A 22,793-nucleotide genomic window follows, 5' to 3' on the forward strand; every position below is an offset into this window, starting at 1 on the left:
AATACATCATCTGATGCAGTCTTCGCAGACGCTGTTGTTCCGGACCCTATATCGAAGGCTCTTTACAGAGCCTCCCGCTTGGGTTCCGCTATCTTTGCCCAATCGGGAATAACAATAGCATCATTGCGATCAAGCCCAGTCCCGCACCGACCATCTGTGAGGGAGCGAGCCGCTCGTCAAAGACAAAATATGCAATCACGTTGATAAGCAGCAGCTGAGTAACGGCGGAAACCGATATGGCGAGCCCCATTCCACCCTCTCTCATCAGCCGCACCATGATCAGATTACCCACACAATAGAGCGCGAGTGACAGTACCAGCACAAGAATGCTGTTGGTCGCGATATAGGTGCGTGAAGCGGTCGCCGCGCCGAGGAATGTTGCCATTGCGCCGGCGAACCAAAGCAGAAATTCTATTCTCATAGGTGACCTTCGTTCCTCTTTCCGCAAGCTGCATACAGCTGTCGGCCGAGGATCGCCAGCATTGGATTCCACTTGCGGATCGGCTGTTCGGGCCTAGTCGGACGCTTCTCTCGAGCCTCGCATCGAAAGCGTGAATGACGTTCTCGATGCGCAGCAGCAGGCTCTTGCCGACATCGTCTTTCAACATCCATCGGCTGATTGCGGGTCGTTCTGAGACCGCCGGCGGTAGAATTTATCAAGGAGCGCCTCGATTTGAGTGCCTTATACTTCGCATCAGCAACGACCTTCGGTCATCATCTCGACAGTCGGCGATCTTCGGCGGTTCATTCCTCCCGACCCGCTACGTCGGCTGTTCCCCCTCTGGAGGTTCTTGACCTTCACACCTCGAGGCCCGGCTTTACGCCCGTGGCCTCTTTTTTTGTCCATCCGGCACACATCCCATTGCTATACAGCCGTTGTTTGCGCGCTCTTGCGACGCGTTTTCTCAGCACAATTTCGAATTCTGTCTCTGGATCGTGGGATTTGATCGAGCTTTCAGCCCCTTGCGGGCGCTCGGACGTGGCCCGGTGGTGTGTCGTGAACTCGTCTCCAGGCCCGCCGAAACTGGCGAGCTGACGAAAAGCCGATGCGTTCGGCGACGTTTTCCATATCGAGTCTTGAACCGGTGATGAGTTCTCGTGCGAGCGCAATTCGCATGCGGTTTACATAGTCAGTCACGCTCATGCCGGTGTGCTCGTTGAAAAGCCGTGACAGATTGCGCGGGCTCGTCGCAGCGATCTTGGCAAGCGCCTCGACGGACCAGTTCTGCGACGGATCGGCACCGACGGTATCCTGAGCTCTGTGGATCGCCGGATGGAGGTGGTTTCGCCCTTCCAGCCACGGCGATAGCTGAGGATCACCGCCGGCCCGTCGCAGGTAGATGACCAGAGTGCGTGCCACGGCAAGCGACACGGCGTGGCCGACCTCTTTTGCGACAACGGCAAGCATGAGATCGATCCCTGCAGTGACGCCTGCACTGGTCAAGCGCTCGCCGTCCTCGACATAGAGCCGGTTTTCGCGGACGCGAGCGGTCGGAGCAAGTCGGACGAGATCCTGCAGCATGGAATGGTGGGTGGTGCATTCGTGTCCCTCGAGCAGTCCCGCGCGCGCCGCAAGCAAGGCACCGGAACAGATCGTCGCAAGCCGGATACCAGGACGAACGATCCCCCTCAGCCATTCAACGATTTCCGCTTCGAGAGCCGCGTCTCCCGGCGCAGCCTCAACCGCTCCGGCGAGCGGTTCATCCACCGCACCGGAAACAACGAGAAGTGCGTCATCGGGCAGGCGCGCTGGATGCGGGGAAATCCTGGCAAGGTCGAGACCGGTCGAACTTCGCACCTCAGCGGCAGGCCCGATGTAGGTCGGCACGAACCTTATCGATTCCTGTTCGAGATTGGCTCTGCGCAAGACTTCCATCGGACCTGCGATATCGAGCAGGAGCGCCCGCGGCGGCACGACCACGAAAACCGGGATGATGCGCCGGGGGCCTTCCCCCATTATGCGGCCGCCCGTGCTGCAAGCCCGTTGAGCACCTGCTCCACTGTAACGATACGAGCAAAACGATCGGCAAGAACCAATTCCGTGCGCGCCCTGATCTCGGCGGCACTCCACTCGCGGCCGGATGTATCGGTCATTGGAAAGGTCAGTGTCGCCTCGCCGACATAGTCGACCTCATAACCGAGGTCGGAGGCGTGCCTGGTCGTCGTCTCACAGCACTGCTCTGTGCGAATGCCGGAGATGATAACGCGCCGGATGTGGTTTTCAGTCAGCCAGACGTCCAGGCCGCTGCCAACGAGCGCGCTGTGGCGACGCTTGCGAAACACCGCATCCGCCTCGATCTGAAGCGGTGTCAGCGGTCGGACGAAACCCGAGCCTTCAGAGAAAACGCCTGACTCCTCGACGTGAAATATCTGGACGACCGGAAGACCGGCCCTTTTCGCGCCATCGATCAGCGCCTGCTGAGACGCGATGTAAGTCCCGATCTCATCTTCGCGAAAATAGGGTCGATGACGGAAGGATTCCTGGGCATCGATGACGAGGAGTGCGGTATCTGCAGACATGTGATTATCTCCAAGGATGAGCGTGAAGACAGCCTACCGACAACACCATACTGCGAAATGCCGATTGCGGACAGATAGCGGACAGATCACGCCAACACGAAGACCGAACACCGGAGGTTCCCATTCGTCGAATGGCACTCACACAGATTTGCTGCGCAATCACATCATCGGGCGTCCCGACATGACCGGCATCCGATGCGGAAGCGTCCGTCGGAAGATACGGATGCCGCGGATCGTTCTGTCCTTGATGCGCAGATTTCGCGTCGGCTGCCCATGTATCACCTCGTGCTGCAGCGATCCGTGCCAGGCAATCAACCAGCTTCGGAGCGCGATGACGACAGGGTCGTGCCGGGTACAAGCGCGCCAGTGTGTGAAGGCACATTGATCGCGAAGCGCCATCAACACGACTGACGGCGCGCTATCGGTCAGAAGGCGAGTTGGACCTTCATCGACCGATTTCGGTCGCCGGCCACCTCAAAGGCGCGGATGGCATCGTCCAATGGATAGGTCTCAGTCAACAGGGGCTTGAGATCGACGCGACCTTTGTTGATGAGGTCGATGGCAAGAGCGAATTCCTCGTGAAAGCGGAAGGTTCCCTTCATCTCGATCTCCTTGGCGACCACCGTGTTCTGCGGGATCGAAACATCTCCGCCAAGGCCGAGCTGGACGAGGATCGAGCGGGGCCGGAGAACTTCAAGCCCCGCACGGACTGCGCGTTCGTTTCCAGACGCTTCGAATTGGACGTCAAAGTAGCCCTTGTTTTCAGCGTATGCCGACAGCTTCTCAGGACTTTCCGCGACGTTGATGACGCGATCGGCCCCCACTTCCTGAGCCTTGTTCAAGACCGTATCCATAACATCTGTTGCGACGATCTCGCGGGCGCCGTGTGCCCTTGCAGCAATGATTGCGAGCGCACCGATCGGACCGCAGCCCGTCACCAGCACACGTTTGCCCGTCAGCGAGCCTGCGCGGTTGACGGCGTGCAGCGTCACTGCAAAAGGCTCGGCCATGGCGGCTTCGCCGATCGACACGCTTTCGGCGATCTTGTGGCACTGCCACGCCTCTGCAATCAAGCGCTCGCGAAATGCGCCCTGGATGTGCGGCATCGGCATGGCGCTGCCGTAAAAGCGCATGTTAAGGCAATGGTTCTGCTGGCCCTTCAGGCAATAGTCGCAGGCATTGCATGGCCGGCTTGGCGTGACGGCGACACGATCCCCCACCGCGAGATCCGAGACACCGCCGCCAAGTGCCTTGACGACCCCGGCCACCTCATGCCCGAGGATCATCGGCTCGCGAAGGCGCACCGTCCCGAAACCGCCGTGATTGTAGTAATGCAGATCGGAACCACAGATCCCTCCTGCCTCGATCGCCACTTCGACCTGACCGCGCCCCGGTGCCTCGACAGGCCGCTCCTCTATGCGAAGATCCTTGGCAGCGTGAATGACGAGAGCTCTCATTGATGTGGTCCTCAAATGACGGGGGTTGGAGGTGTGGCGCCGGCGAAGTGGGCGGCGAGATTGTCTCGCACCAGCCTGCCCATCGCCTTTCGGGTTTCTATCGTCCCGGAGGCGTGATGGGGCTGGAGGAGTACGTTGTCGAGCCCCAGGAAACGCACATTGAGCTTCGGCTCGCCTTCGAAAACATCGAGCGCCGCCGATCCCAGTGCACCACTTTCAAGTGCATCGAGCAACGCGGCTTCATCGATATTGGAGGCACGCGAGATATTGATGAGCATACCGTCGGGACCGAGCGCTTCGATGACATCCTTCGAAACGATGTGGCGGGTCGCCTGCGATGCGGCAAGCGTCACGAACAGGAAGTCGGAACGCGCCGCAAGTGCGACAGAATCGGCGACAAAGGCCATGCCCGCGGCATAGGGCTTCTCACTCACGTCTGAATAGGCAATGTCCATGTCAAACCCGCGAAGACGCTTGGCGACCTCGAATCCGATCCGGCCGAGCCCGAGAACACCGGCGCTGCGACCCCAGACTCGTCTCTTCAGCGGATAGAGCCCACGGTTTTCCCAGCTGCCGCCCCTGACCCAGGTCTCGGCGCCAATCATGCCCCGCGACTGGACAAGCATCATCGCAATGCCGAGATCGGCCACATCGTTGGTCAGGACGTCGGGCGTATTGGTGACGCGCACGCCTCTTGTCCGGCATGCACCAAGGTCGACGGCATCATAGCCGACCCCATAGACCGAGACGATTTCAAGCCCGGGCAGCTTTTCGATCATCGCCGCCGACGCACCGAGTTCGCCGCGTGTTGCGACGGCGCGGATACCGGCACCGTGGTCGGCAAGGAACTTCTCCTTGTCCTCGGCCTCGTAGAGTTTGTGGACTGTATAATCCCGCTCGAGTTCGACCAAGTCCCATTCCGGATAGGGTCCGACCAGAAGGATTTCAGGTTTTGTCATGGTTTCCTCCACTATCTTGATTATTCGTGCCGGCGGTTGGCAAGCGATGCGACGCTTGCCAGTGCAACCGAGACCATCCGTGCAAGCGGCTGGTCGATTTCGATCGTTACGACGTCGCGCTCGCCGAGAGGCAACTCCAGGGTGGTTAGCTGGCTGTCGAGGAGTGCAAGCGGCATGTAGTGACCCTTGCGACCACTCAGCCGTGCGGCTAGCGTCGAGCGATCGCCCTGCAGGAAGATGAACGAAAGAGGTCGGCCTGCCCTCGCCCGCAGGAGGGTTCGATAGGACCGCTTCAGTGCCGAACAGGAGATCACCGTCTCTTCGACCGCAGCAAGTTCGTCGCCGAGGGTCTGTAGCCATGGCCAGCGATCCTCGTCGTCGAGAGCCACGCCCGCCGTCATTTTCTCGATATTGCTCGCCGGATGACGGCTATCGCCTTCGACGAAGCGGTAGCCGAGATGGGATGCAAGAAGCTTTCCCACCGACGTCTTGCCGCATCCCGATACGCCCATCACCACGATGGGGCCGAGATGCGAGCTGGCGTTAAAGGCAAGTGGTGATGCCGCCGTCGACATAAAGCGTGTGTCCATTTACAAAGGAGGAAGCCTTGCCGGCAAGAAAGACAGCCGCGCCGACCAATTCCTCGACATTGCCCCAACGGGCGGCGGGCGTGCGCTTTTCAAGCCAGGACGAAAACTCCTCACTGTCGACGAGCGCCTGATTGAGCGGCGTCTTGAAATAGCCGGGCGCTACGGCGTTGATCTGGAGACCATATCTCGCCCAGTCGGCGCACATGCCGCGCGTCAAATTCTTCACAGCGCCCTTCGTCGCCGTGTAGGGCGCGATCCCGGGACGGGCGAGCTCGCTCTGAACGGAGGCGATGTTGATGATCTTGCCTCTTTTGCGCTTTATCATGTGGCGGGCGACCGCCCGACCGACATGAAACACGCTGGAAATATTGGTGCGCAGAAGCTGGTCCCACTTCTCGACGGGAAAGTCCTCGAGCGGCGTGCGGAACTGCATGCCGGCATTGTTGATGAGGATGTCGATCGGGCCGATTTCGTCCTCGATGCGGTCGACGCCAAGGCGTACCGCCTCGGCATCGGTCACATCGAAGTCGCAAGCCGACACAGTGGCGCCAGCCTCTTTTACGCTGCGTATGGCAGCGTCAAGTTTTGTCCGGTCCCGACCGTTGAGGACGATGTCGGCGCCGTGATCGGCAAGGCCTCTGGCGAGCGCAAGGCCGATGCCTTGCGACGAGCCGGTGACGAGCGCTCGCCGTCCGGAAAGGTCGAATAATGGAAAGCTCATGGACTGTCTCCGACCGCGTATGCGGCAATGCTGGACCGGCGCGTCAGATGTCGACGACCAGACCCTTCGCCTTCAGGACCGGCTCCAGCTTGCTGACCTCGATGACCGACTTACCCTGCTTGTAGGCCGCGATGTAGCCGGCTTCGGCGTCCTCGCGGGCCTGCGAAAGCCTGGCGGCTTCCTGCGCTTCCTGCCTACGCACGACCACTAGTCCATCGGCATCGCCGACAATGATGTCGCCGGGATTGATGATTTCGCCGCCGACGATGATCGGGTCGTTCACCGCCGCAATGGTTTCTTTAACGGTCCCCTTGATGCAGACGCTGAGCGAGAAGACGGGGAAACCAAGTTCCCTCAGCTGAAGCGTGTCGCGCACGCCGGTGTCGGTCACGAGACCTCCGATGCCCTTTGCAAGGCAGGCATTGGCAAGGACGTCGCCGAAGGAGCCGGCTTCTTCGTATTCGCCGGCCGAAACGACGATGATGTCGCCCGGCTTTGCGTAGTTGATGGCGAGCTGCAGCATGATGTTGTCGCGCGGCGCGCATTTCACCGTAAATGCCGGACCGCACAATTTCATGCGGTAGTCCACGGGCTTGAGGCGGGACGAGAGTGCGCCGCGGCGCCCCTGGGCTTCGTGGATGGTCGCGGGCGAAAATTTCGAAACGGCCTCGATGTCAGCTTTGCTGGGCCGTTCAGCGATATCTTTTATGTGGATCATGGATGCCTCACATCGTTGGCAGACGGCGGGCATATCCCGCCGTCTTTTCTCGTTGAATTGTCATCGGGAGGTTCCGAGACCGGTTGGTCTACGGGATCGGGTCAAACTTCAGCTGCGCGAGCGGCACGACCTTGTCGGTGCGGGTCATCTTGTACTCGGTGTTCAGGCCGAGCCACTTGTCCCAGATCTTGTTGATCTCGCCGGACTCGTCGAGCTTGTGCAGGATCTCGTTGATCTTGGCGGTCAGCGCCGGCTGATCCTTGGCCATGCCGATGCCGATCGGCTGGTAGAGCATCGGCTCCTCGATCATCCGCATTTCCTTGCCCTTGCTCTTCGATTCATTGACGAATTTGGTCGTCGTCATGGTGTTCGCCACCATGCCACGCGCCTTGCCCTGCTGAACGGCGAGATAGGCAGAGGCGGTGTCCTGGAAGGTCAGCGGATCGGATTTGTTGAGCTTGATCGACATTTCCGAGGTCGAACCCTTCGTCGAAGCGATGCGCTGGCCTGCATAATCGGCCTTCGTCTTGCCGGCATCGTCCGCCGGCACGATCAGCATTTCCTTGGCGAGATAATAGGGGTCGCTGAACTGGATCTGTTCGGCGCGGCTCAGCGTATAGGCCAGGTTGGCAACGGTGATGTCGACACGGCCGAGCTTGACCTCGGGCACGCGGGCTTCGACCGACACCGGCTTGATTTCCGCCTTGACGCCCAATTCCTTGGCGATGGCGCCGCAGAGATCGACGTCGAAACCAGCCATTTCGCGCGTCTTCGGATCGGGCGAAGCGAAGGGAGGAACGTCGGCGAAAGTCGCGCAGCGTAGGGTCTTCGCCGACATGATGTTGTCGAGCTGATCGGCTTTCGCGGGTACGGCGGCGGCCAATCCGGCGAATGCGACGGTGAGGCTTAGGCATTTCCAGTTCATTGCTGTTCTCCTTTGTTTTTGATGGTTGGTATCAATGCCTGAGATCAGCGAGGAAGCGCTGAGCCCGGGGATGGGCCGGATTGCTGAAAAAGTCTTCGGGTGTCGCCATTTCGATGATCTGGCCGGCATCGATGAACCAGATCCGATCCGCGACCTCGCGCGCGAAGCCCATTTCGTGGGTGACGCAGAGCATGGTCATGCCTTCCGACGCCAGGCTCTTCATCACGGCGAGCACCTCGCCGACCATTTCGGGATCGAGCGCGCTGGTCGGTTCGTCGAACAGCATCACCGGCGGCTCCATGGCAAGCGCACGGGCTATCGCCACACGCTGCTGCTGGCCGCCCGAAAGCTGGCCGGGATAGGCCCGTGCCTTGTCGGCGAGGCCGACGCGGTCGAGAAGCTTGAGCGCCTTTTCGTGTGCGACATCGGGCGCCACGCCTTTTACCCGGATCGGCGACATCGAGACGTTTTCAGCCACCGATAGATGCGGAAACAGGTTGAAGTTCTGGAATACGAAGCCGATCCGGCTGCGCATCGCGTTGAGCTCCTTCGCCCGCATCGACGCGTGGATGTTTTGCCCCTCGAGCGTGATCGATCCGCTGTTGATCTCTTCCAGGCGATTGATCGTGCGGATCAGCGTCGATTTTCCCGAGCCCGACGGGCCGCAGATGACGACCACCTCGCCGCGTGCGACCTGCGCATCGATGTCCTTCAGGACGGGATAGTCGCCGTAGCTCTTGCAGACCTGCGAAAGCCGGATTGTCTGCGATTCCTGCGCGGAAACTGACATGGTCATAGCTGCTCCGATACGATTTTCGACGGCGCGACCAGGGAGGCCGTGGGAACGTTGAGAAGTCCCGCACGTCGCCGCGTGATGCGTCGCTCGAGGCGATTTGCGAAGTAGGTGAGCGTCCAGCAGATGATGAAGTAGACGATCGCCAGGATGAGGAAGACCTGGAAGGGCTGCGTCAGGAGCTGGTTGTTGACCTGGCTTGCGGCAAAGGTCAGGTCCGGCACGTTGATCACATAGCCGAGTGTCGTGTCTTTGATCGTCGAGACGAAGGTGGAAATGATGCTCGGGATCATGTTGTAGAGCGCCTGCGGCAGGATGATGTAGCGCATCGCGCCCATATAGCTGTGGCCCAGCGCACGCGCGGCATCCATCTGGCCGGGTCCGAGCGCGACGATGCCGGCGCGGACTACTTCGCTGAGAAAGGCACTCTGATAGACCACGAGCGTCGTCAGCATCGTCACGAAGCTCGGCACATCGGCGCCGGTCATGAGCGGCACGAGGAAATAGCTCCACAGGATGAGCATCAGGAGCGGTACGCCCCGGGTGAAATAGACAAGCGCGGTGACCGGCCAGCGCAGCAGCCGCGATTTGGAGAGCCGCGCCACTGCGAACAGGATGCTCACCGGAAAGGCGAGAGCGATGCTGAGCGCGGAGAGGATCAGGGTATTGGCGAGACCGCCGAGCGGCCCGTTCGGATATTGGCCGATCAAGAGCAGCAGCCAGTAGTCGCGGATGATGGCGATCATGTCCTGGATCATGCGCGGGCACTCCTGGCAGGATCTGCGCGCATCGACAGATAGGCGCCGATGCTCATGATCACGAGCGAGAAGAAAAGGTAGAGAACCGTGCCGATCAGGTAGATCTCGAAGGTCCGGAAGCTGAGATTTTCGATTTCCTTGACGGCGTGCGTCAATTCCGACGCGCCGATGACGACCGCGAGACTGCTGTTCTTGAACAGGGAGACGCTGTGATTGATGAGCGGCGGCAGCGCATTGCGCACGCCCTGCGGCATGATGACGAAACGCATCGCCGAGACGTAACCGTGGCCGAGCGCACGGGCCGCCTGCATCTGGCCGTCACCGACCGAGCGCACGCCCGAACGAAGATCTTCGCTGAAATAGGCCGCCTGGCAGAGCCCCAGCCCGACCACCGCGAAGATGGCCTCCGCATTATGGCTTGCAAGCCATGTCGCGATGCCGCTCGGCATCAGCGTGAAGATCCCGAAATACCAGAGCATGAGCTGCACCAGGGTGGGGACGTTCCGGTGATAGGAAACGTAAGCGGCGACCAACGGATCGCCGAAGCGGAAGGGTGACAGGCGCAGGCCCAGCAGCAGAAGCGCAAGCGTCATCGCCAGCGACCAGGAACCGGCATAGATGATGAAGGTCATCTCGATACCATGCAGCAGCATGGCGGCATATTCCGGATTTCCAAGGATTGCCGAAAGGTCGAAACCGCTCACGGTTTTGGCTCCCCGGACCGATCCGTCTTCGCCGCGGGCTGCGGCTTAGCCGTTTGCAGACCGCCCATGACCTGCAGGGTCGGCGTGATTTCCATATGCCCGATGTTGACGGCGACGGGGGCTGAAATTGCGAAGGCGATCGCGTCGGCGATATCGCTCGCCTGCGGTAATTCGAAACCGTCGATGAACCGTTCCCGAACGCTGGGGTCATTGCCGTGGACGTGGTTGAAAATGTCGGTGGCGACACGGCCGGGGCAGATTTCGGTGACCCGCACCCGCTTGCCGAAGGCATCGATGCGCAGCTGGTTGGACAGCATGCTCACCCCGGCCTTGGTGGCATGGTAGGACGAGTTGCCGCCGAAATTGTAGGCGCCAGCGATCGACGAGATATTGATGACATGGCCGCGGTCTCGTGCCACCATGCCGGGCACCACGAGACGGCAGATGTGCAGGACGGCACGCAGGTTGACGTCGACGAGAAGATCGATGTCGCCTTCGTCGGCTTCGAGGAATTTCTTCGGCCGGTCGACGCCCGCATTGTTGACGAGAATGTCAAACTCAACGCGGCCGGCAAGGTCGGCAATCGCCTGGCGATCGGTCACGTCGATGGCGTGGGCGATGCAGCCTGTGCGGGCAGCAAGTGCTGCCAAGGCGTCGCCACTGCGGGCGACCGCGTGCACCTCGATGTTTTCGCGGGCGAACCGCTCCACGATCGCTGCACCGATACCGGAAGAGGCGCCGGTCACCAATGCTGTCTTGTAATCTGCGAATGGCATCTGCGTTCCCTTATTGTTGGCTTGGACCTTAGCGGAGCTTTGAACCCTTGCCTAAGACCGATTATGTCTGGAGTAATAAGCAACTCTTATGGATGCGGCTCAGGCGTCGACCCCCCCTCTCGCGCAGGGCTCCGCGCGATCGTTGTGGCCTGACGAAGCCGGCGGGCGGGCGCGTTGCAAAAGCGCGGCAGCTCTGTAAACATGCATCGCAAAGCCCGTAACGCACCGTCGCAAATGGATATAAGACGCCTCAAGTCCTTCATCGTCATCGTCGACAGCGGCAGCATCACGCGTGCAGCCGACATTCTGCATCTCGCCCAGCCGGCGCTCAGCCAGCAGCTTGCGGCGCTGGAGGACCATTTCGGCCAGAAACTGCTGATCCGCAGCCAGCAGGGCGTCAGCATGACGGATGCCGGACACGCTGTGTATCGACATGCCCAGATCATCCTCAGGCAGATGGAACAGGCCCAGGCCGATGCGGCCGCCGCCGGCAATTCGCTTGCGGGGCGTGTCTCGGTCGGCCTTGTCCCCTTCAGCAGCGCGGCGATGTTGTCGGTCGATCTCTTGTCCGAAACCAGGAAGCGCCATCCCGGCATTCTCCTGCATCTGACCGAAAGCGTCGGCCAGACCTATAGCCAGTTGATCATGAACGGCCGGCTGGAAATGGCACTGATCCATGGTGTCGGTCCGATCAAGGGCGTCCGTTTCGACCCGATCCTGAGTGAGGAATTCTACCTCGTCGCGCCCCAGGACTTCGCCATAGAAGCGGATGCCAAGCCAATCCCGATCGGCGCGCTTGACGGCATCCCACTGCTCTTGCCGCCGGCCTACAACTTCGTGCGCCGAGCCGTAGACACGGCATTTACCCGTAGCCGGATCAACCTGAAAGTTGTCGCTGAAGTCGAGGTCGTCAGAACGCTGGCGCGTGCGGTTGCAAGCGGCCTTGGGGCGACGATCATGCCGAAAGCGATCGCCGACCGTATCGTCGCGGAAGCAAGCGAGCCGCTCGTCTGCCGGCTCGTTTCTCCCCGCATCGAGGAGACCCTGTCGCTCTGCACGTCCGATCAGAATGCCCTGTCGGAACCCGCCCTTGCCGTTCGGGGCATTCTCGTCGAACTAACCGAACGCCTGAAGGTCTGAAAAGCCCGCCAGAGACGGGCCTTTCGAGCGCATCTGAACCGTCAGCGCATGTTGGCGCAGAACTCGGCAATACGCGCGCATCCTTCGCCCAGCATCTCCATGCTCGTCGCATAGGAGATGCGGAAATACGGGCTCATGCCGTAGGCCGCGCCCTGGACGGTTGCGACGTGGTGCTCGTCGACGAGCCCCATGACAAAATCGACGTCACCCTCGATCTTGCGGCCCCCCCTGGTGGTCTTGCCGATCAGGGAGGCCATGTTCGGGTATACGTAGAAGGCGCCTTCCGGCTTGTGGCAGCGCAGACCGTCGATCTTCGACAGGGCATCGACGACGTAGTCACGTCTTTCCCGATAGATCGCCGCCCTTTCCTTTAACAGCTCCTGAGGGCCGTTAAGCGCAGCGATCGCGGCGGCCTGGGCGACCGTCGAAATACCGCCGCCATTCTGGCCGTTGACGTTGCTGATGGCCCCGATCAGCGCCTTGGAGCCGCTGGCGCAGAAGCCCAGTCGCCAGCCGGTCATGGCATAGGCTTTCGAAACGCCATTCATCGTCAGCACCCGGTCGTAAAGTCTGGGTTCTACCTCGGCGATGGTGCAGAACTCGAAGTCGTCATAGACCAGATGCTCGTAGATATCGTCGGTCAGGATCCAGACATGAGGATGGCGCAGCATCACCTCGGCGATCGCCGCCATGTCGGCGCGCGAGCAGGCAGCCCCCGTCGGATTGTTGGGAAAATTCAGGATCAGCCATTTCGTGCGTGGCGTGATCGCGGCCTCGAGGTCTTCCGCACGCAGCTTGAAACCGGCCTGTTCGAAACAAGGCACGGCCACAGGCACGCCGCCCGCAAACTTGACGATGTCGGCGTAGCTCACCCATGACGGCGTCGGGATGACAACCTCGTCGCCGGGATTGCAGGTCGCAAGCATCGCATTGAAGATCACCTGCTTGCCACCGCCCGAGACGACGATCTGGCTGGCGTCATAGTCGAGGTTGTTGTCGCGCTTGAACTTTCCGGCGATTGCCGCCTTCAGGGCCGCGGTACCGTCCATCGGCGGATATTTCGTATCGCCGGCAAGTGCTGCGGTATGGGCCGCCTCGATGGCATGGGCAGGTGTTGGAAAATCCGGCTCTCCCGAAGACAGGCTGACGACCTTGATCCCCTTGGCGGACAATTCACGGGCACGCTGGGTCATTGCGGCTGATGCGGATACGGAAACGTTCTTCAGACGGTCGGCTATGGATGACATGGAACAGATCTTTCGCTCTTAGGATGGATTCGACGATCAGCGGGCGACGTCACGAGGCAAGTTCGGATGCGGGTGCCAACACTGCGCCGACGGCTTCGATTTCGTTGCGGATCAGGCTTGCGAGTTCGAGCGAGCCGGGGGTGTCGCTATGCACCAGGATGGACCGCGCCGGCGTCGCGATGACGCTGCCGTCGATCGCCTCGACGGTGCCCTCGAGAAGAAAACGGCGTACGCGTGCGCGCACCGACACCTCGTCCTTGACGAGCGCCCCGGCAAGGCCGCGGGCGACGAGATTTCCGGCCGCATCATAGGCGCGGTCGGCAAGGAAGAGCGCCAGCGTCCTCAGCCTGGCCCGCTTGGCCGATTTCTCGATCTCGCTGCCGGGCGTGACGAAAATCACCAACCTGTCGTCCACCTTTGCGATCGCGTCCATCATCAGGTCGGCCAGCTGCGGGTCCCGGTTGACCATGTTGCCCATCGCGGCATGGAAGCTGAAGTGAGCAACGCTCATGCCCTGCGCCCTGGCGATCGCCGAAAGCGCGCCGAGTTGATAGAGCAGTTGCTGGCGCAGCTCGTCCGGCTGGAACGACATCTCGCGGCGGCCGAAGCCGGCGCGATCGGGCAGGCCCGGGTGGGCGCCGATGCCGACGCCGTTTTCCTTTGCAAGACGGACCATGCGCCCCATCGTCTCGGGATCTCCGCCATGGAAACCGCAGGCGATATTGGCCGACGAGACGATCCTCATCATCGCTTCATCGTCACAAAGCCGATAGGGCCCAAACCCTTCGCCCATGTCGGAATTCAGATCGATCTTCATCGCGTCCTCCATTTCAACCCACCCGCCCCGTCAGCCGATCACACCGAGCGCTCGTTTGACCATCGCTGCGGTGCGCCTGACATCATCGACATAGCGGGTGACCGCCTGCTCGATTGCCCTGGCCTCGGCATGGGTCGCGCGAACGAACCTTACCCTGCTGCCGATGCGCGCCTGGCCGAGCCGCCACAGGTCGCTTTCGATCACACCCGCAATCTTCGGGTATCCGCCTGCCGTGTTTGCATCGCTCATCTGAATGATGGGCTCACCGCCCGGTGGAACCTGAACCACGCCAGGAACCACGCCGTGCGAGCGCATTTCGACAGGCACGCCCGGCTTGATCGGTTCGCCGGACAGCCGATAGCCCGTCCGGTCGCTCTGCGACGAGATCCGCCAGGCCTGGCTCCAGAACCGGTCGGCGTCGGCGCCGTAAAGCTCGTGCTCGCCGGCGACGATGGCACGAACCGAGAGCTCTCCATCGATGGGCTCGAGAAAGAGATCGCGCAGGGCGACCTCCGGCTCGATGACAGAGATGCCGCCCTTCGGGAGCGGCAACGCCTCGTCGGCGGCCGCGATCGGGAGCGTGTCGCCGGCAGTCAGCGGCCTGCCGCAATTGCCGCCGAACCCGCCGCGCAGCGTGGTGCTGCGCGATCCCATGAGGAGAGGCACGTCGAACCCACCGGCCACCATGATGTAGGCGCGTGCCAGACGACGGGGCTGCTCGATTTCCAGGACATCGCCCTTGGCTGCGCGATGTGTACACCATGGCGACAATGTACGTCCGGTGAGGCGTGGCCTGCTTTCCGCGCCGGTGACGACAAAATCCGCGTCGACGGCAAAACGAAGTTTGAACGGAAAGGTCTGCACTTCGATGGCGGCAGCACTCTCTGGGTTGCCAAGCAGAATGTTGCCGATCCTGACGGCGAGCGGATCCATGGCGCCGCTCGCCGAGACGCCGATGTCGCGATAGCCGGGCCGGCCGAGATCCTGGATCGTATTGAAGGGACCTGTCTGGACGATCTCGATCACAGTTCGATCCTTTCCGGCACGAAACGCACGCGGTCGCCGGGTGCCATCAAGGCGGGCGTCGACGACGTCGGGTCGAACATCTTGAGATCGGCATGGCCGATCGAATTCCAGCCGTTTGGCCCGGTCAGCATGGCGACGCCGGTTTGCATGCCGCCGATCGTAACGCAGCCCTTTTCCATCCGAAGCGACGGCACGGTCTTGCGTGGCATGTAGATGCGCGGGTCGAGGCCGTGCAGGTAACCGAAGCCCGGCGCGCTTCCGAGCGCAAAGACCCGGTAGGACGCTTCATGGTGGATCCGCACGATCTCCCGGTCTTTCAAGCCCGACAGGTCGCAAAGGGCGGGAAGATCGGTAGCGAATTCTCCTCCGTATTGAACCGGGATTTCGATCGTCTTACCGGCCAGATCGATGCTGCGGGCCTCCTGCCACGCGGTCTGCAACCGCTCGACGACAGGGGTCGGATCCTCCGGCGTCTCTTTCAGGATCGCCAGCAGATTGGTCATGCCCGGAATGACTTCCGCCACGTCATGCCATGTCGAAACCAGGCGCGACGTCGCCCAGATGAGGCGCTGCGCGGGAAGATCAAAGTCGCCCGGCGCCTCGAGCAGGAAGGATTTCGCCCCGATGAAGGAAACCCGCGCCCCGTCGCGAACGGCCGTCAGCGTCTCATCTCGCGGGGCATGGTTGTTGGGCTGTATCGTCATGTAAATTGCTCGAGTTCGAACAAGGGTTCGCCAAAGCCCACCAAGGCATCGGCATCGGCCAGGCGTCGCCGCACGATGGCCGCGCGACCGGCAGACAGAGGAAGGAGGATCGGCCCGACAGCAATGAAGCCGAGGATGTCGTCTTCGCTGACCTGGCGCTGCGAGCTGCCGTTTGCCTCGTCGCCCGGCTCCGACGGTCGAAAATGGCCGGCCAAAGGCGCCTTGAGGAGGAAAGTGGAAGCGGAGGCCTGCGGGGTGGTGGCCGAACCGGAAACCGCAACGTCCTTTCCCTTGGCAATAACGATCCGCAGATGGCCGCGGGGCGTGGTGATCTCCAGCCCCTCGACCCCTGCCCTTGTCAGCGCATCGGTGAGCGTGGCAATCGTTTCGGCGTCCGTAAGGTCGATTTTGCTCATGTCGACCTCCGCCGTGCGAGCCATTGTTCGAGATAATGGATATCCGTCTCGCCGCGGCCGAAGGCCTCGTCATCAAAGAGCGCGCGCAGGAAGGCAAGATTGGTCGAAATCCCACCGATCTCGGTTGCAGCCAATGCCTCGCGCATCCTGGCGATCGCCGCCGGTCGGTTCGGTGCATGCACGATCAGCTTGGCGATGAGGGAGTCGTAGTAGGGGGAAACCCTGTAGCCTTCACAAATGTGCGTATCCACCCGCACGCCCTCACCCCCGGGAAGTGTCAGACGATCGATCATCCCGGCTGACGGCAGGAAGCTGTCCGGATCCTCGGCATTGATGCGGCATTCGATCGAATGGCCGGTGCATCGGACCTCGGCTTGATCGATCTCCAGGCGGCAGCCCTGGGCGACCTTGATCTGCTCCTGGACGATGTCGAGACCGCTCGTCATTTCGGTGACAGGATGTTCGACCTGCAGGCGCGTATTCATCTCGATAAAATAGAATCTGCCGTCCTCGAAGAGAAACTCGAAGGTCCCGACGCCGCGATAGCCGATCTGACGGCAGGCCTCTACGCAGGCCAGCCCGACGGGATCGATGATCCGCGGCGAGATACCCGGGGCTGGAGCCTCCTCGACCACTTTCTGGTGGCGACGCTGCATCGAGCAGTCCCGATGGCCGAGCCAGAGGGCATTTCCGTAACTGTCGCAGAGGACCTGGATTTCGATGTGACGAGGATGTTGAAGGAACTTTTCCATGTAGAGCTCGGCCGAGCCGAAGGCCTGTCGCGCTTCTTCGCGGGTCAGCGCGACGGCCTCATGCAGCTGCCCCGCATCCGCAACGACGCGCATGCCGCGACCGCCACCACCGCCGGCGGCCTTTATGATGACGGGATATCCGATCTTACGAGCGGTGCGTTCGATCACATCCCGCTCTTCCGGAAGGGCCGTGTCCGGCCCGGGCACGCAGGGAACGCCGGCTGCGATCATCGCCCGCTTTGCGGCAATCTTGTCACCCATCGTTGCGATGGCCGAGGCCGGCGGTCCAATGAAGACGAGGCCGGCTCTTTCGATCGCCTCCGCAAAAGCCGCCTTCTCCGACAGGAAACCGTATCCGGGATGAATGGCGCCGGCACCGGTCAGCCGGGCGGCAAGCAGGATCGCATCCTGATTGAGATAACTCTTTGCCGCCGGAGCAGGTCCCACGCAGAGGAAGTGTTCAGCGTCGCGCCGGTATGGCGCCTGCCTATCGGCTTCCGAGCAGATCATGACGGTCTTGATCCCAAGAGCATGGCAGGCACGCTGGATCCTCGTTGCGATCTCGCCGCGGTTGGCGATCATCACGGTATCGAACCGGAGAGGCGCCGCTGCACTGTCGGAAGACTGCCTCATGCCGCGATCTCCGCAAGGAGGTCCCCGGTCTCCACCTCGCCGCCGTCGATCTCGGACAGATCTGTGATGCGTCCCGCGCACGGAGAGGTAATGCGGTTGAAGACCTTCATGGCCTCGATGATGAACAGCGTCTGACCTTCCTCGACCGTCTCGCCCAACTGCACGAACGCCGGTTCGCCGGGAGAGGGAGCGCGGTGGAGGATGCCAAAGACGGGCGCCCTGACTGTCACCGCGGCAGCGTCGGCTGTTACCGGTGCCGTAACCTCGTCCTTGGAAGGGTCAGATAAGACCGGAGCGGGAGCGGCTGCCTGGTCGTTGAGGCGAAAGATCCGGACTGTCGTGTCCTTCTGTGTGACCGTCAGCTCGGTGACGTTCGATCGCCCGACGAAGTCGATCAAGGTCTTTATCTTTTCCAGATCCATGAGCATCTCGGTATTTTGGAATGCAACTTCCAGCCGCGCCCGACGGCGACGACTGCATGACCATTCCCTAGCATGATGCTTGTGACGATGGGGTCAGACGAAGTTTTGATGACCGGCAATTTGCGCCGGCCGGCACCGGTGAGGCGCAGCTCGCAGAGAGCCCAATACTCGTCGGCTCCGACCTTTCGATGCGGAGTACATGTCTAGTCGGAGGTCTTTGAGAGTATCGCAACGCCTTGCGATCTCGCAGGATGATGAGACCGCGCCCACGGCCAGCCTATGGTTAAAAAAGCCTTTTCGCACAAGGGGTTGTGATGAACGAAACGGGAAAGTGGCAATGTCTTCGGTTCGTCGGCGATTCGTTCTGGCTTTGGTCGGATCGCACACAAGCCGATCCGCGGGGGCCGCCAAAAGAAATGAAGCGCAGCAGAAGCGGGAGCAACCGTCCGCGATCCAGGTCCTCCGCTTTCCGGTCTTACGCTTGCGATCCGACAATTTTTAGAGAGAGCGATGCTCGAACCGGCCGCCATTGGTCGATGCACCATCCAACCGACCCGCACATTGACGGGCCGGTTCGGTTGGGTGGCGAGACCAAGCCTCTCATTGGCATTAATGGCCTGTCATCTTAAGGACCGCTTCGGGAAGACGCCCCCCCCGTACCTTGATCTTCCGATTTGTCAGGCGGCTTAGCCGAGTTACACCCGTGGCGGAGCCTCGACGCCGGAATAGACCAGCACTTGATCCGGAAGACGCGCGCCCTTGATCTGGATCGCCGCCACGGCCTTGTTCAGTTCCGCGATCTCGTCGGGAACGAAGCTGACGAAAGCGGCACCGATGTTTTCCTGCATGTGCGGCATCTGGGTGCTGCCGGGGATCGGAACGATAAATGGCTTCTGCGCCATCAGCCATGCCAGAGCGATCCGAGCAGGCGTCACGCTCTTGCGTTCGGCCCACGTCCTCAACAATGCGACCAGAGCAAGATTGTTCGGCAGGTTGTCCGGTGCGAAGCGGCCTTCGATGCCGCGGATATCGCCCTCGGCAAACCGCGTCCGCTCGTCGATCGCGCCGGTCAGGAAGCCGACGCCGAGCGGACTCCATGGAACGAAGCCGATGCCTAGCTCCTCGCAGAGCGGCAGGACGGCGTCTTCCGGTCCCCGCCACAGCATCGAATACTCGCTCTGGATCGCGGTCAACGGCAATTCTGCGTGGGCGCGGCGAACCGTCTGGAGACCCATCTCGGAGAGACCCCAGTGGAGAACCTTGCCTTGCGCCTGAAGATCCTTCACGGCGCCTGCCACGTCTTCGATCGGAACGGCCGGGTCGACGCGATGCTGGTAGAGAAGGTCGATGCGGTCGGTCCGCAGGCGCTTGAGCATGCCGTCGACCGCGAGCTTGATGTGAGCCGGCCGACTGTTGAGGCCCGGCAGCCGCTTGCCGGTCTCCAGGTCGATGTTCCAGCCGAACTTCGAGGCGATGACCACCTTTTCCCGAAATGACTGCACGCCCTCACCTAGAATTCGTTCGACCTCGTGCGGCCCATAGGCTTCCGCGGCGTCGAAGAGCGTGACACCGTTCTCGTAAGCCGTCCGGATGATCGAGTGCATCTCCGTGCGCGTTGGAATGGTCGTCTGATAGGTGCGGCTCATGTTCTGGACGCCGATGCCGACGCTGGACACCTCCAGCTGTCCGAGCTTTCGTTTGCCGAGCGCCGCGCTCCCGGAAGCCGGGCTTGCAGTCATCGCCGATTGCGCCGCCGCTGGAGAGAAGCTGGCCTCCACCAGAGGCATGGCAGCGACAGATCCCGCCGCGCCGAGGAAACTGCGGCGGCCCATGTTTAACGTCTTCTCGTCCCTCATCGGAAATCCTTTCGAGCTCATGAGCGGTTCACGGGCCCGCAACATAGCCCTCGCCGATCTCCAGGATTAGATGGTATAATCCGCATCTCCCTATAAGCAGGACTAATGAATGCCGCACGAGAACTACAACGACCTCGCCGCCTTCGTGACCGTCGCGCGCGAAGAGAGCTTCACCAAGGCGGCCGTGAAACTGGGCATCTCGCAGGCATTGAGCCAGACGATCCGCGGTCTCGAGGAGCGTCTCGGCCTGCGGCTCTTGACGAGGACGACGCGACGCGTGTCTCCGACGGCCGCGGGCGAGCGGTTGCTGCAAACCGCCGGACCTCGGTTCGAGGAGATCCAGGCCGAGCTCATCGCCTTGAGCGCGATGCGAGACCAGCCGACCGGCATCGTCAGGATTACGGCAGGCGAGCATCCGGCGATTTCCGTCCTTGCGCCCGCGCTGGACCGGTTCCTTCCGGACAACCCCGACGTCACCGTCGAAATCATCGTCGACTACGGCCTGACCGACATCGTGGCCGAACGCTTCGATGCAGGAGTGCGCCTCGGCGAGCAGGTCGCCAAGGACATGATCGCGGTCCCGATCGGCCCGGAGGTGCGCATGGCGGTGGTCGGCTCGCCCGCCTATTTTCGGCAGAACCTGTGGCCGGAGACGCCGCAGGATCTCACGGCCCACAATTGCATCAACATGCGCCTGCCGACGCATGACAGCATCTTCGCCTGGGAGTTCGAGAAGGACGGCCGCGAACTTCGGGTCCGCGTCGAAGGACAGCTCGTCTTCAACAATCTGGCAATGCGCCGCGAGGCCGCCCTTCGGGGACTGGGGCTTGCCTACATGCCTGAAGATCAGGTGGACGCCGAGCTCAAGAAGGGAGAACTGATCCGGGTGCTGGAAGACTGGTGCGAACCCTTTACAGGCTATCATCTCTATTATCCGAACCGGCGGCACCCCTCGCCCGCGTTTTCTCTCGTTGTGGAAGCGCTCCGGGTTCGCAGATAACGCGCTAATCAACGCATCGTGATTGATAAGACAGACTTATGAGCACATGCGGATTTCAGTCGCTAATCCGCCCGCGTCCGCTCCTTTATTCTTCTCCGACGACCGAAGACTGCGGCTCTGCCTTGGGAGTGTCCCATACCCGCAGTCACTAGCAACGGGGAAGACATGACGAAGCAATCAAGAGCGCAGCAACTGATGGGGATGATCGCGCCCAAATTGGCCGAACTGACCGACAATGTCCTTTATGGTGACGTTTGGGAGCGGCAGGAGTTGTCGAAGCGCGACCGCAGCCTGATCACGGTCGCCGCTCTCATCGCCCTGAACCGTCCCGATCAGCTTCGATCGCATCTCGGCATCGCGCTTCAGAACGGAGCGACGAAGGAAGAGCTCAGCGAAGCCATAACCCACCTCGCCTTCTACGCCGGCTGGCCGAATGCGGTCACCGCAGCGAGTGTCGCAAAGGAAGTGTTCGAGGGCGTGTCCGAATGAAGAACGTCGCAGGCATTGTCGCAGGCGCATTGCTTTCCGGCTGCGCGGTGACCTTGATCGGATGGCAGGTCCACGCGGAGCAGAACCGCACGACCTTCCCGAATCTCGACAGCTTGATCCATTACACTACCGTCACGCGTGGCGAGGTCACCGAGCACATCATGACATCGCGCGAGGCGATCGAGGCTGTCAAGAACGGTCAGCCGGTTCCACCCGACACGCACGTCGTGCTCGTCGACTATAGGGAAGGTCAGGTTTTCCGCTACTTCGTCATGGAGAAGCGCGAGGGCTGGGGCGCGGACTACGACGACACCCGCAGGACTGGAGACTGGCAATTCCAATGGTTCAAGCCCGACAAGACGATCAACATGGCCGAGAATACGGCGCGCTGCCAGTCTTGCCATGCCTCGCGGGCCGACCGGGACTTCCTCTACACGCACAGCGACATGCGGCGCTTCGAATTCGAATGATGCCGCTTCCCGTTCGCCTGCTCCTTCATCTTGCCGCACTTGGCCTCCTCGTTGCGTGCCTCGCCTATTGGTGGCTGGGCAACCTTGCCCACGAGATATTCGGCACGCTTCTCTTCGCGCTGTTGATCACCCATATCGCCGTCAATCGCCGCTGGTACGGTGCCGCCCTGCGCGGCCGCTACGGCGTAACAAGGGTTTTCAACACGGTCACGATCGCAGGACTGGCCGTCACGATGGCGACGATGCTGGTGACAAGCGTCCTGATATCCCGCGATGTCTTCGCCTTCGCCTCCCTCGACGGGGCGTTCGGTGTTCGGGAGATCCACATGTTCACCGCATACTGGGTCGTGCTGATCGTCTCGGTGCATCTGGGTTTCCGATGGCGGATGGTAATGACGGTGCTTGCCAAGATGTTCTGCATCGTCAAGACGAACATTTGGCGCTCGGCGCTCTTGAGGGCGATGGTGGCCATCATCGCGGTGTTCGGCGTCAGGAGCTGCTTCGAGATGACCTTCGGCTCCAAGCTGATGCTGACCTACACGCTCGACATGTGGGATTTCAACGGTTCGACACTGGGCTTCTTCGTCAACTACGCTTCGATCATGGCCCTTGTCGCCACCCTGGCGCACTATAGCGCCGCGTTCATACACCGGCGCGAGCGTTTGTCAGAGGCGCGCGCCAACACTGCAGACGCTGGCGTCAGGCGGTCGTGAGGCGTCGGAGGTTTTTGCCGGACGAGCGCATCGACGCGCTCTTCTATTTCCTCGGCCGCGACCGCGTACAGCATGGGACAGAGACGGCAATCGCCGCGATGCGGACATTCGGCCGGGATGGCGGCCTCGCCATTTGGTTTGCACATAGGTCTTCTCCAGAAATTCTGGACCGGCAGCGGGCGAGCTT

At 61.4% G+C, this 22,793-nt stretch carries 26 protein-coding genes; 5 read left to right on the plus strand and 21 right to left on the minus strand.

What is annotated here, in order from left to right:
- Nucleotides 1-88: 88 nt before the first annotated feature.
- The 13 genes from PMI11_RS01480 to PMI11_RS01540 form a co-directional block, all read right to left on the minus strand.
- Nucleotides 89-421: a hypothetical protein gene (locus PMI11_RS01480; protein ID WP_007812530.1), complete on the minus strand. Its 333-nt coding sequence runs from the start codon at nucleotides 419-421 to the stop codon at nucleotides 89-91.
- 534 nt (nucleotides 422-955) lie between these two features.
- Nucleotides 956-1,957: a GlxA family transcriptional regulator gene (locus PMI11_RS01485; RefSeq protein ID WP_007812532.1), complete on the minus strand. Its 1,002-nt coding sequence runs from the start codon at nucleotides 1,955-1,957 to the stop codon at nucleotides 956-958.
- On the minus strand, nucleotides 1,957-2,520 hold the full coding sequence (locus PMI11_RS01490) for an isochorismatase family protein (RefSeq protein WP_007812534.1): 564 nt from the start codon (nucleotides 2,518-2,520) through the stop codon (nucleotides 1,957-1,959). The genes PMI11_RS01485 and PMI11_RS01490 overlap by 1 nt, the downstream gene beginning before the upstream one ends.
- Before the next feature lie 425 nt (nucleotides 2,521-2,945).
- Nucleotides 2,946-3,977 carry an L-idonate 5-dehydrogenase gene (locus PMI11_RS01495; protein WP_007812536.1) on the minus strand — a complete coding sequence of 344 codons (1,032 nt, stop codon included), beginning with the start codon at nucleotides 3,975-3,977 and terminating at the stop codon, nucleotides 2,946-2,948.
- An 11-nt stretch (nucleotides 3,978-3,988) separates the two neighbouring features.
- Nucleotides 3,989-4,936 (minus strand): 2-hydroxyacid dehydrogenase, encoded by a 948-nt coding sequence (locus tag PMI11_RS01500; protein WP_007812538.1) that lies wholly within the window; start codon nucleotides 4,934-4,936, stop codon nucleotides 3,989-3,991.
- A gap of 20 nt (nucleotides 4,937-4,956) precedes the next feature.
- Nucleotides 4,957-5,511 (minus strand): gluconokinase, encoded by a 555-nt coding sequence (locus PMI11_RS01505; RefSeq protein ID WP_007812541.1) that lies wholly within the window; start codon nucleotides 5,509-5,511, stop codon nucleotides 4,957-4,959.
- The gene (locus tag PMI11_RS01510; RefSeq protein ID WP_007812544.1) at nucleotides 5,480-6,247 is read right to left on the minus strand and encodes an SDR family oxidoreductase; all 768 of its coding nucleotides are present in this window, start codon (nucleotides 6,245-6,247) and stop codon (nucleotides 5,480-5,482) included. Before PMI11_RS01510 ends, PMI11_RS01505 begins: the two co-directional genes overlap by 32 nt.
- 43 nt (nucleotides 6,248-6,290) lie before the next feature.
- On the minus strand, nucleotides 6,291-6,965 hold the full coding sequence (locus tag PMI11_RS01515; protein ID WP_007812547.1) for a 4-carboxy-4-hydroxy-2-oxoadipate aldolase/oxaloacetate decarboxylase: 675 nt from the start codon (nucleotides 6,963-6,965) through the stop codon (nucleotides 6,291-6,293).
- Nucleotides 6,966-7,053: 88 nt separating this feature from the next.
- The gene (locus tag PMI11_RS01520; protein ID WP_007812549.1) at nucleotides 7,054-7,890 is read right to left on the minus strand and encodes an ABC transporter substrate-binding protein; all 837 of its coding nucleotides are present in this window, start codon (nucleotides 7,888-7,890) and stop codon (nucleotides 7,054-7,056) included.
- Between the two features lie 31 nt (nucleotides 7,891-7,921).
- On the minus strand, nucleotides 7,922-8,686 hold the full coding sequence (locus PMI11_RS01525) for an amino acid ABC transporter ATP-binding protein (protein WP_007812551.1): 765 nt from the start codon (nucleotides 8,684-8,686) through the stop codon (nucleotides 7,922-7,924).
- Nucleotides 8,683-9,441, minus strand: a complete 759-nt coding sequence (locus PMI11_RS01530) for an amino acid ABC transporter permease (RefSeq protein WP_007812552.1) — start codon at nucleotides 9,439-9,441, stop codon at nucleotides 8,683-8,685. The genes PMI11_RS01525 and PMI11_RS01530 overlap by 4 nt, the downstream gene beginning before the upstream one ends.
- Complete coding sequence (locus tag PMI11_RS01535; RefSeq protein WP_007812555.1) at nucleotides 9,438-10,145, minus strand: amino acid ABC transporter permease; 708 nt, start codon at nucleotides 10,143-10,145, stop codon at nucleotides 9,438-9,440. Before PMI11_RS01535 ends, PMI11_RS01530 begins: the two co-directional genes overlap by 4 nt.
- Nucleotides 10,142-10,921: an SDR family oxidoreductase gene (locus PMI11_RS01540; RefSeq protein ID WP_007812557.1), complete on the minus strand. Its 780-nt coding sequence runs from the start codon at nucleotides 10,919-10,921 to the stop codon at nucleotides 10,142-10,144. Before PMI11_RS01540 ends, PMI11_RS01535 begins: the two co-directional genes overlap by 4 nt.
- 234 nt (nucleotides 10,922-11,155) lie before the next feature.
- Here PMI11_RS01540 and nac point away from each other — a divergent pair, with 234 nt between their 5' ends.
- Nucleotides 11,156-12,061, plus strand: a complete 906-nt coding sequence (gene nac / locus PMI11_RS01545) for a nitrogen assimilation transcriptional regulator NAC (protein ID WP_007812559.1) — start codon at nucleotides 11,156-11,158, stop codon at nucleotides 12,059-12,061.
- 41 nt (nucleotides 12,062-12,102) lie between these two features.
- Here the strand turns inward: nac and PMI11_RS01550 are convergent, their stop codons facing one another.
- From PMI11_RS01550 to PMI11_RS01585, 8 genes are all read right to left on the minus strand, one after another.
- Nucleotides 12,103-13,308: a pyridoxal phosphate-dependent aminotransferase gene (locus tag PMI11_RS01550; RefSeq protein WP_007812561.1), complete on the minus strand. Its 1,206-nt coding sequence runs from the start codon at nucleotides 13,306-13,308 to the stop codon at nucleotides 12,103-12,105.
- A 49-nt stretch (nucleotides 13,309-13,357) separates the two neighbouring features.
- Nucleotides 13,358-14,125 (minus strand): 5-oxoprolinase subunit PxpA, encoded by a 768-nt coding sequence (locus PMI11_RS01555; RefSeq protein WP_007812564.1) that lies wholly within the window; start codon nucleotides 14,123-14,125, stop codon nucleotides 13,358-13,360.
- 30 nt (nucleotides 14,126-14,155) lie between these two features.
- Nucleotides 14,156-15,151 carry a 5-oxoprolinase subunit C family protein gene (locus tag PMI11_RS01560; protein ID WP_007812565.1) on the minus strand — a complete coding sequence of 332 codons (996 nt, stop codon included), beginning with the start codon at nucleotides 15,149-15,151 and terminating at the stop codon, nucleotides 14,156-14,158.
- Nucleotides 15,148-15,855 carry a 5-oxoprolinase subunit PxpB gene (gene pxpB, locus PMI11_RS01565; RefSeq protein ID WP_007812567.1) on the minus strand — a complete coding sequence of 236 codons (708 nt, stop codon included), beginning with the start codon at nucleotides 15,853-15,855 and terminating at the stop codon, nucleotides 15,148-15,150. The genes PMI11_RS01560 and pxpB overlap by 4 nt, the downstream gene beginning before the upstream one ends.
- Nucleotides 15,852-16,271 carry a hypothetical protein gene (locus PMI11_RS01570; protein WP_007812570.1) on the minus strand — a complete coding sequence of 140 codons (420 nt, stop codon included), beginning with the start codon at nucleotides 16,269-16,271 and terminating at the stop codon, nucleotides 15,852-15,854. The genes pxpB and PMI11_RS01570 overlap by 4 nt, the downstream gene beginning before the upstream one ends.
- On the minus strand, nucleotides 16,268-17,656 hold the full coding sequence (locus PMI11_RS01575; RefSeq protein WP_007812571.1) for an acetyl-CoA carboxylase biotin carboxylase subunit: 1,389 nt from the start codon (nucleotides 17,654-17,656) through the stop codon (nucleotides 16,268-16,270). Before PMI11_RS01575 ends, PMI11_RS01570 begins: the two co-directional genes overlap by 4 nt.
- Nucleotides 17,653-18,078, minus strand: coding sequence for an acetyl-CoA carboxylase biotin carboxyl carrier protein (locus PMI11_RS01580; RefSeq protein ID WP_007812574.1), 426 nt, complete (start codon nucleotides 18,076-18,078; stop codon nucleotides 17,653-17,655). Before PMI11_RS01580 ends, PMI11_RS01575 begins: the two co-directional genes overlap by 4 nt.
- 695 nt (nucleotides 18,079-18,773) lie before the next feature.
- The gene (locus tag PMI11_RS01585; protein ID WP_007812575.1) at nucleotides 18,774-19,934 is read right to left on the minus strand and encodes an aldo/keto reductase; all 1,161 of its coding nucleotides are present in this window, start codon (nucleotides 19,932-19,934) and stop codon (nucleotides 18,774-18,776) included.
- A 109-nt stretch (nucleotides 19,935-20,043) separates the two neighbouring features.
- Here PMI11_RS01585 and PMI11_RS01590 point away from each other — a divergent pair, with 109 nt between their 5' ends.
- From PMI11_RS01590 to PMI11_RS01605, 4 genes are all read left to right on the plus strand, one after another.
- Complete coding sequence (locus PMI11_RS01590; RefSeq protein ID WP_007812577.1) at nucleotides 20,044-20,934, plus strand: LysR family transcriptional regulator; 891 nt, start codon at nucleotides 20,044-20,046, stop codon at nucleotides 20,932-20,934.
- A gap of 165 nt (nucleotides 20,935-21,099) precedes the next feature.
- Nucleotides 21,100-21,423, plus strand: a complete 324-nt coding sequence (locus tag PMI11_RS01595) for a carboxymuconolactone decarboxylase family protein (protein WP_157179577.1) — start codon at nucleotides 21,100-21,102, stop codon at nucleotides 21,421-21,423.
- Entirely contained in the window at nucleotides 21,420-21,893 is a 474-nt protein-coding gene (locus tag PMI11_RS01600) for a cytochrome P460 family protein (protein WP_007812582.1), read from the plus strand. Before PMI11_RS01595 ends, PMI11_RS01600 begins: the two co-directional genes overlap by 4 nt.
- Nucleotides 21,890-22,606, plus strand: a complete 717-nt coding sequence (locus PMI11_RS01605; RefSeq protein WP_007812584.1) for a DUF4405 domain-containing protein — start codon at nucleotides 21,890-21,892, stop codon at nucleotides 22,604-22,606. The genes PMI11_RS01600 and PMI11_RS01605 overlap by 4 nt, the downstream gene beginning before the upstream one ends.
- Nucleotides 22,607-22,793: the final 187 nt, after the last annotated feature.

The organism is Rhizobium sp. CF142 (assembly GCF_000281145.1).
Taxonomy (GTDB): domain Bacteria; phylum Pseudomonadota; class Alphaproteobacteria; order Rhizobiales; family Rhizobiaceae; genus Rhizobium.

Excerpts from the sequence above, each read along its gene's own strand:
- PMI11_RS01480 (WP_007812530.1), bottom strand. The coding sequence starts at position 421 with ATGAGAATAGAATTTCTGCTTTGGTTCGCCGGCGCAATGGCAACATTC.
- PMI11_RS01485 (WP_007812532.1), bottom strand. The coding sequence starts at position 1,957 with ATGGGGGAAGGCCCCCGGCGCATCATCCCGGTTTTCGTGGTCGTGCCG.
- PMI11_RS01490 (WP_007812534.1), bottom strand. The coding sequence starts at position 2,520 with ATGTCTGCAGATACCGCACTCCTCGTCATCGATGCCCAGGAATCCTTC.
- PMI11_RS01495 (WP_007812536.1), bottom strand. The coding sequence starts at position 3,977 with ATGAGAGCTCTCGTCATTCACGCTGCCAAGGATCTTCGCATAGAGGAG.
- PMI11_RS01500 (WP_007812538.1), bottom strand. The coding sequence starts at position 4,936 with ATGACAAAACCTGAAATCCTTCTGGTCGGACCCTATCCGGAATGGGAC.
- PMI11_RS01505 (WP_007812541.1), bottom strand. The coding sequence starts at position 5,511 with ATGTCGACGGCGGCATCACCACTTGCCTTTAACGCCAGCTCGCATCTC.
- PMI11_RS01510 (WP_007812544.1), bottom strand. The coding sequence starts at position 6,247 with ATGAGCTTTCCATTATTCGACCTTTCCGGACGGCGAGCGCTCGTCACC.
- PMI11_RS01515 (WP_007812547.1), bottom strand. The coding sequence starts at position 6,965 with ATGATCCACATAAAAGATATCGCTGAACGGCCCAGCAAAGCTGACATC.
- PMI11_RS01520 (WP_007812549.1), bottom strand. The coding sequence starts at position 7,890 with ATGAACTGGAAATGCCTAAGCCTCACCGTCGCATTCGCCGGATTGGCC.
- PMI11_RS01525 (WP_007812551.1), bottom strand. The coding sequence starts at position 8,686 with ATGACCATGTCAGTTTCCGCGCAGGAATCGCAGACAATCCGGCTTTCG.
- PMI11_RS01530 (WP_007812552.1), bottom strand. The coding sequence starts at position 9,441 with ATGATCCAGGACATGATCGCCATCATCCGCGACTACTGGCTGCTGCTC.
- PMI11_RS01540 (WP_007812557.1), bottom strand. The coding sequence starts at position 10,921 with ATGCCATTCGCAGATTACAAGACAGCATTGGTGACCGGCGCCTCTTCC.
- nac (WP_007812559.1), top strand. The coding sequence starts at position 11,156 with ATGGATATAAGACGCCTCAAGTCCTTCATCGTCATCGTCGACAGCGGC.
- PMI11_RS01550 (WP_007812561.1), bottom strand. The coding sequence starts at position 13,308 with ATGTCATCCATAGCCGACCGTCTGAAGAACGTTTCCGTATCCGCATCA.
- PMI11_RS01555 (WP_007812564.1), bottom strand. The coding sequence starts at position 14,125 with ATGAAGATCGATCTGAATTCCGACATGGGCGAAGGGTTTGGGCCCTAT.
- pxpB (WP_007812567.1), bottom strand. The coding sequence starts at position 15,855 with ATGACGATACAGCCCAACAACCATGCCCCGCGAGATGAGACGCTGACG.
- PMI11_RS01570 (WP_007812570.1), bottom strand. The coding sequence starts at position 16,271 with ATGAGCAAAATCGACCTTACGGACGCCGAAACGATTGCCACGCTCACC.
- PMI11_RS01575 (WP_007812571.1), bottom strand. The coding sequence starts at position 17,656 with ATGAGGCAGTCTTCCGACAGTGCAGCGGCGCCTCTCCGGTTCGATACC.
- PMI11_RS01580 (WP_007812574.1), bottom strand. The coding sequence starts at position 18,078 with ATGGATCTGGAAAAGATAAAGACCTTGATCGACTTCGTCGGGCGATCG.
- PMI11_RS01585 (WP_007812575.1), bottom strand. The coding sequence starts at position 19,934 with ATGAGGGACGAGAAGACGTTAAACATGGGCCGCCGCAGTTTCCTCGGC.
- PMI11_RS01590 (WP_007812577.1), top strand. The coding sequence starts at position 20,044 with ATGCCGCACGAGAACTACAACGACCTCGCCGCCTTCGTGACCGTCGCG.
- PMI11_RS01595 (WP_157179577.1), top strand. The coding sequence starts at position 21,100 with ATGACGAAGCAATCAAGAGCGCAGCAACTGATGGGGATGATCGCGCCC.
- PMI11_RS01600 (WP_007812582.1), top strand. The coding sequence starts at position 21,420 with ATGAAGAACGTCGCAGGCATTGTCGCAGGCGCATTGCTTTCCGGCTGC.
- PMI11_RS01605 (WP_007812584.1), top strand. The coding sequence starts at position 21,890 with ATGATGCCGCTTCCCGTTCGCCTGCTCCTTCATCTTGCCGCACTTGGC.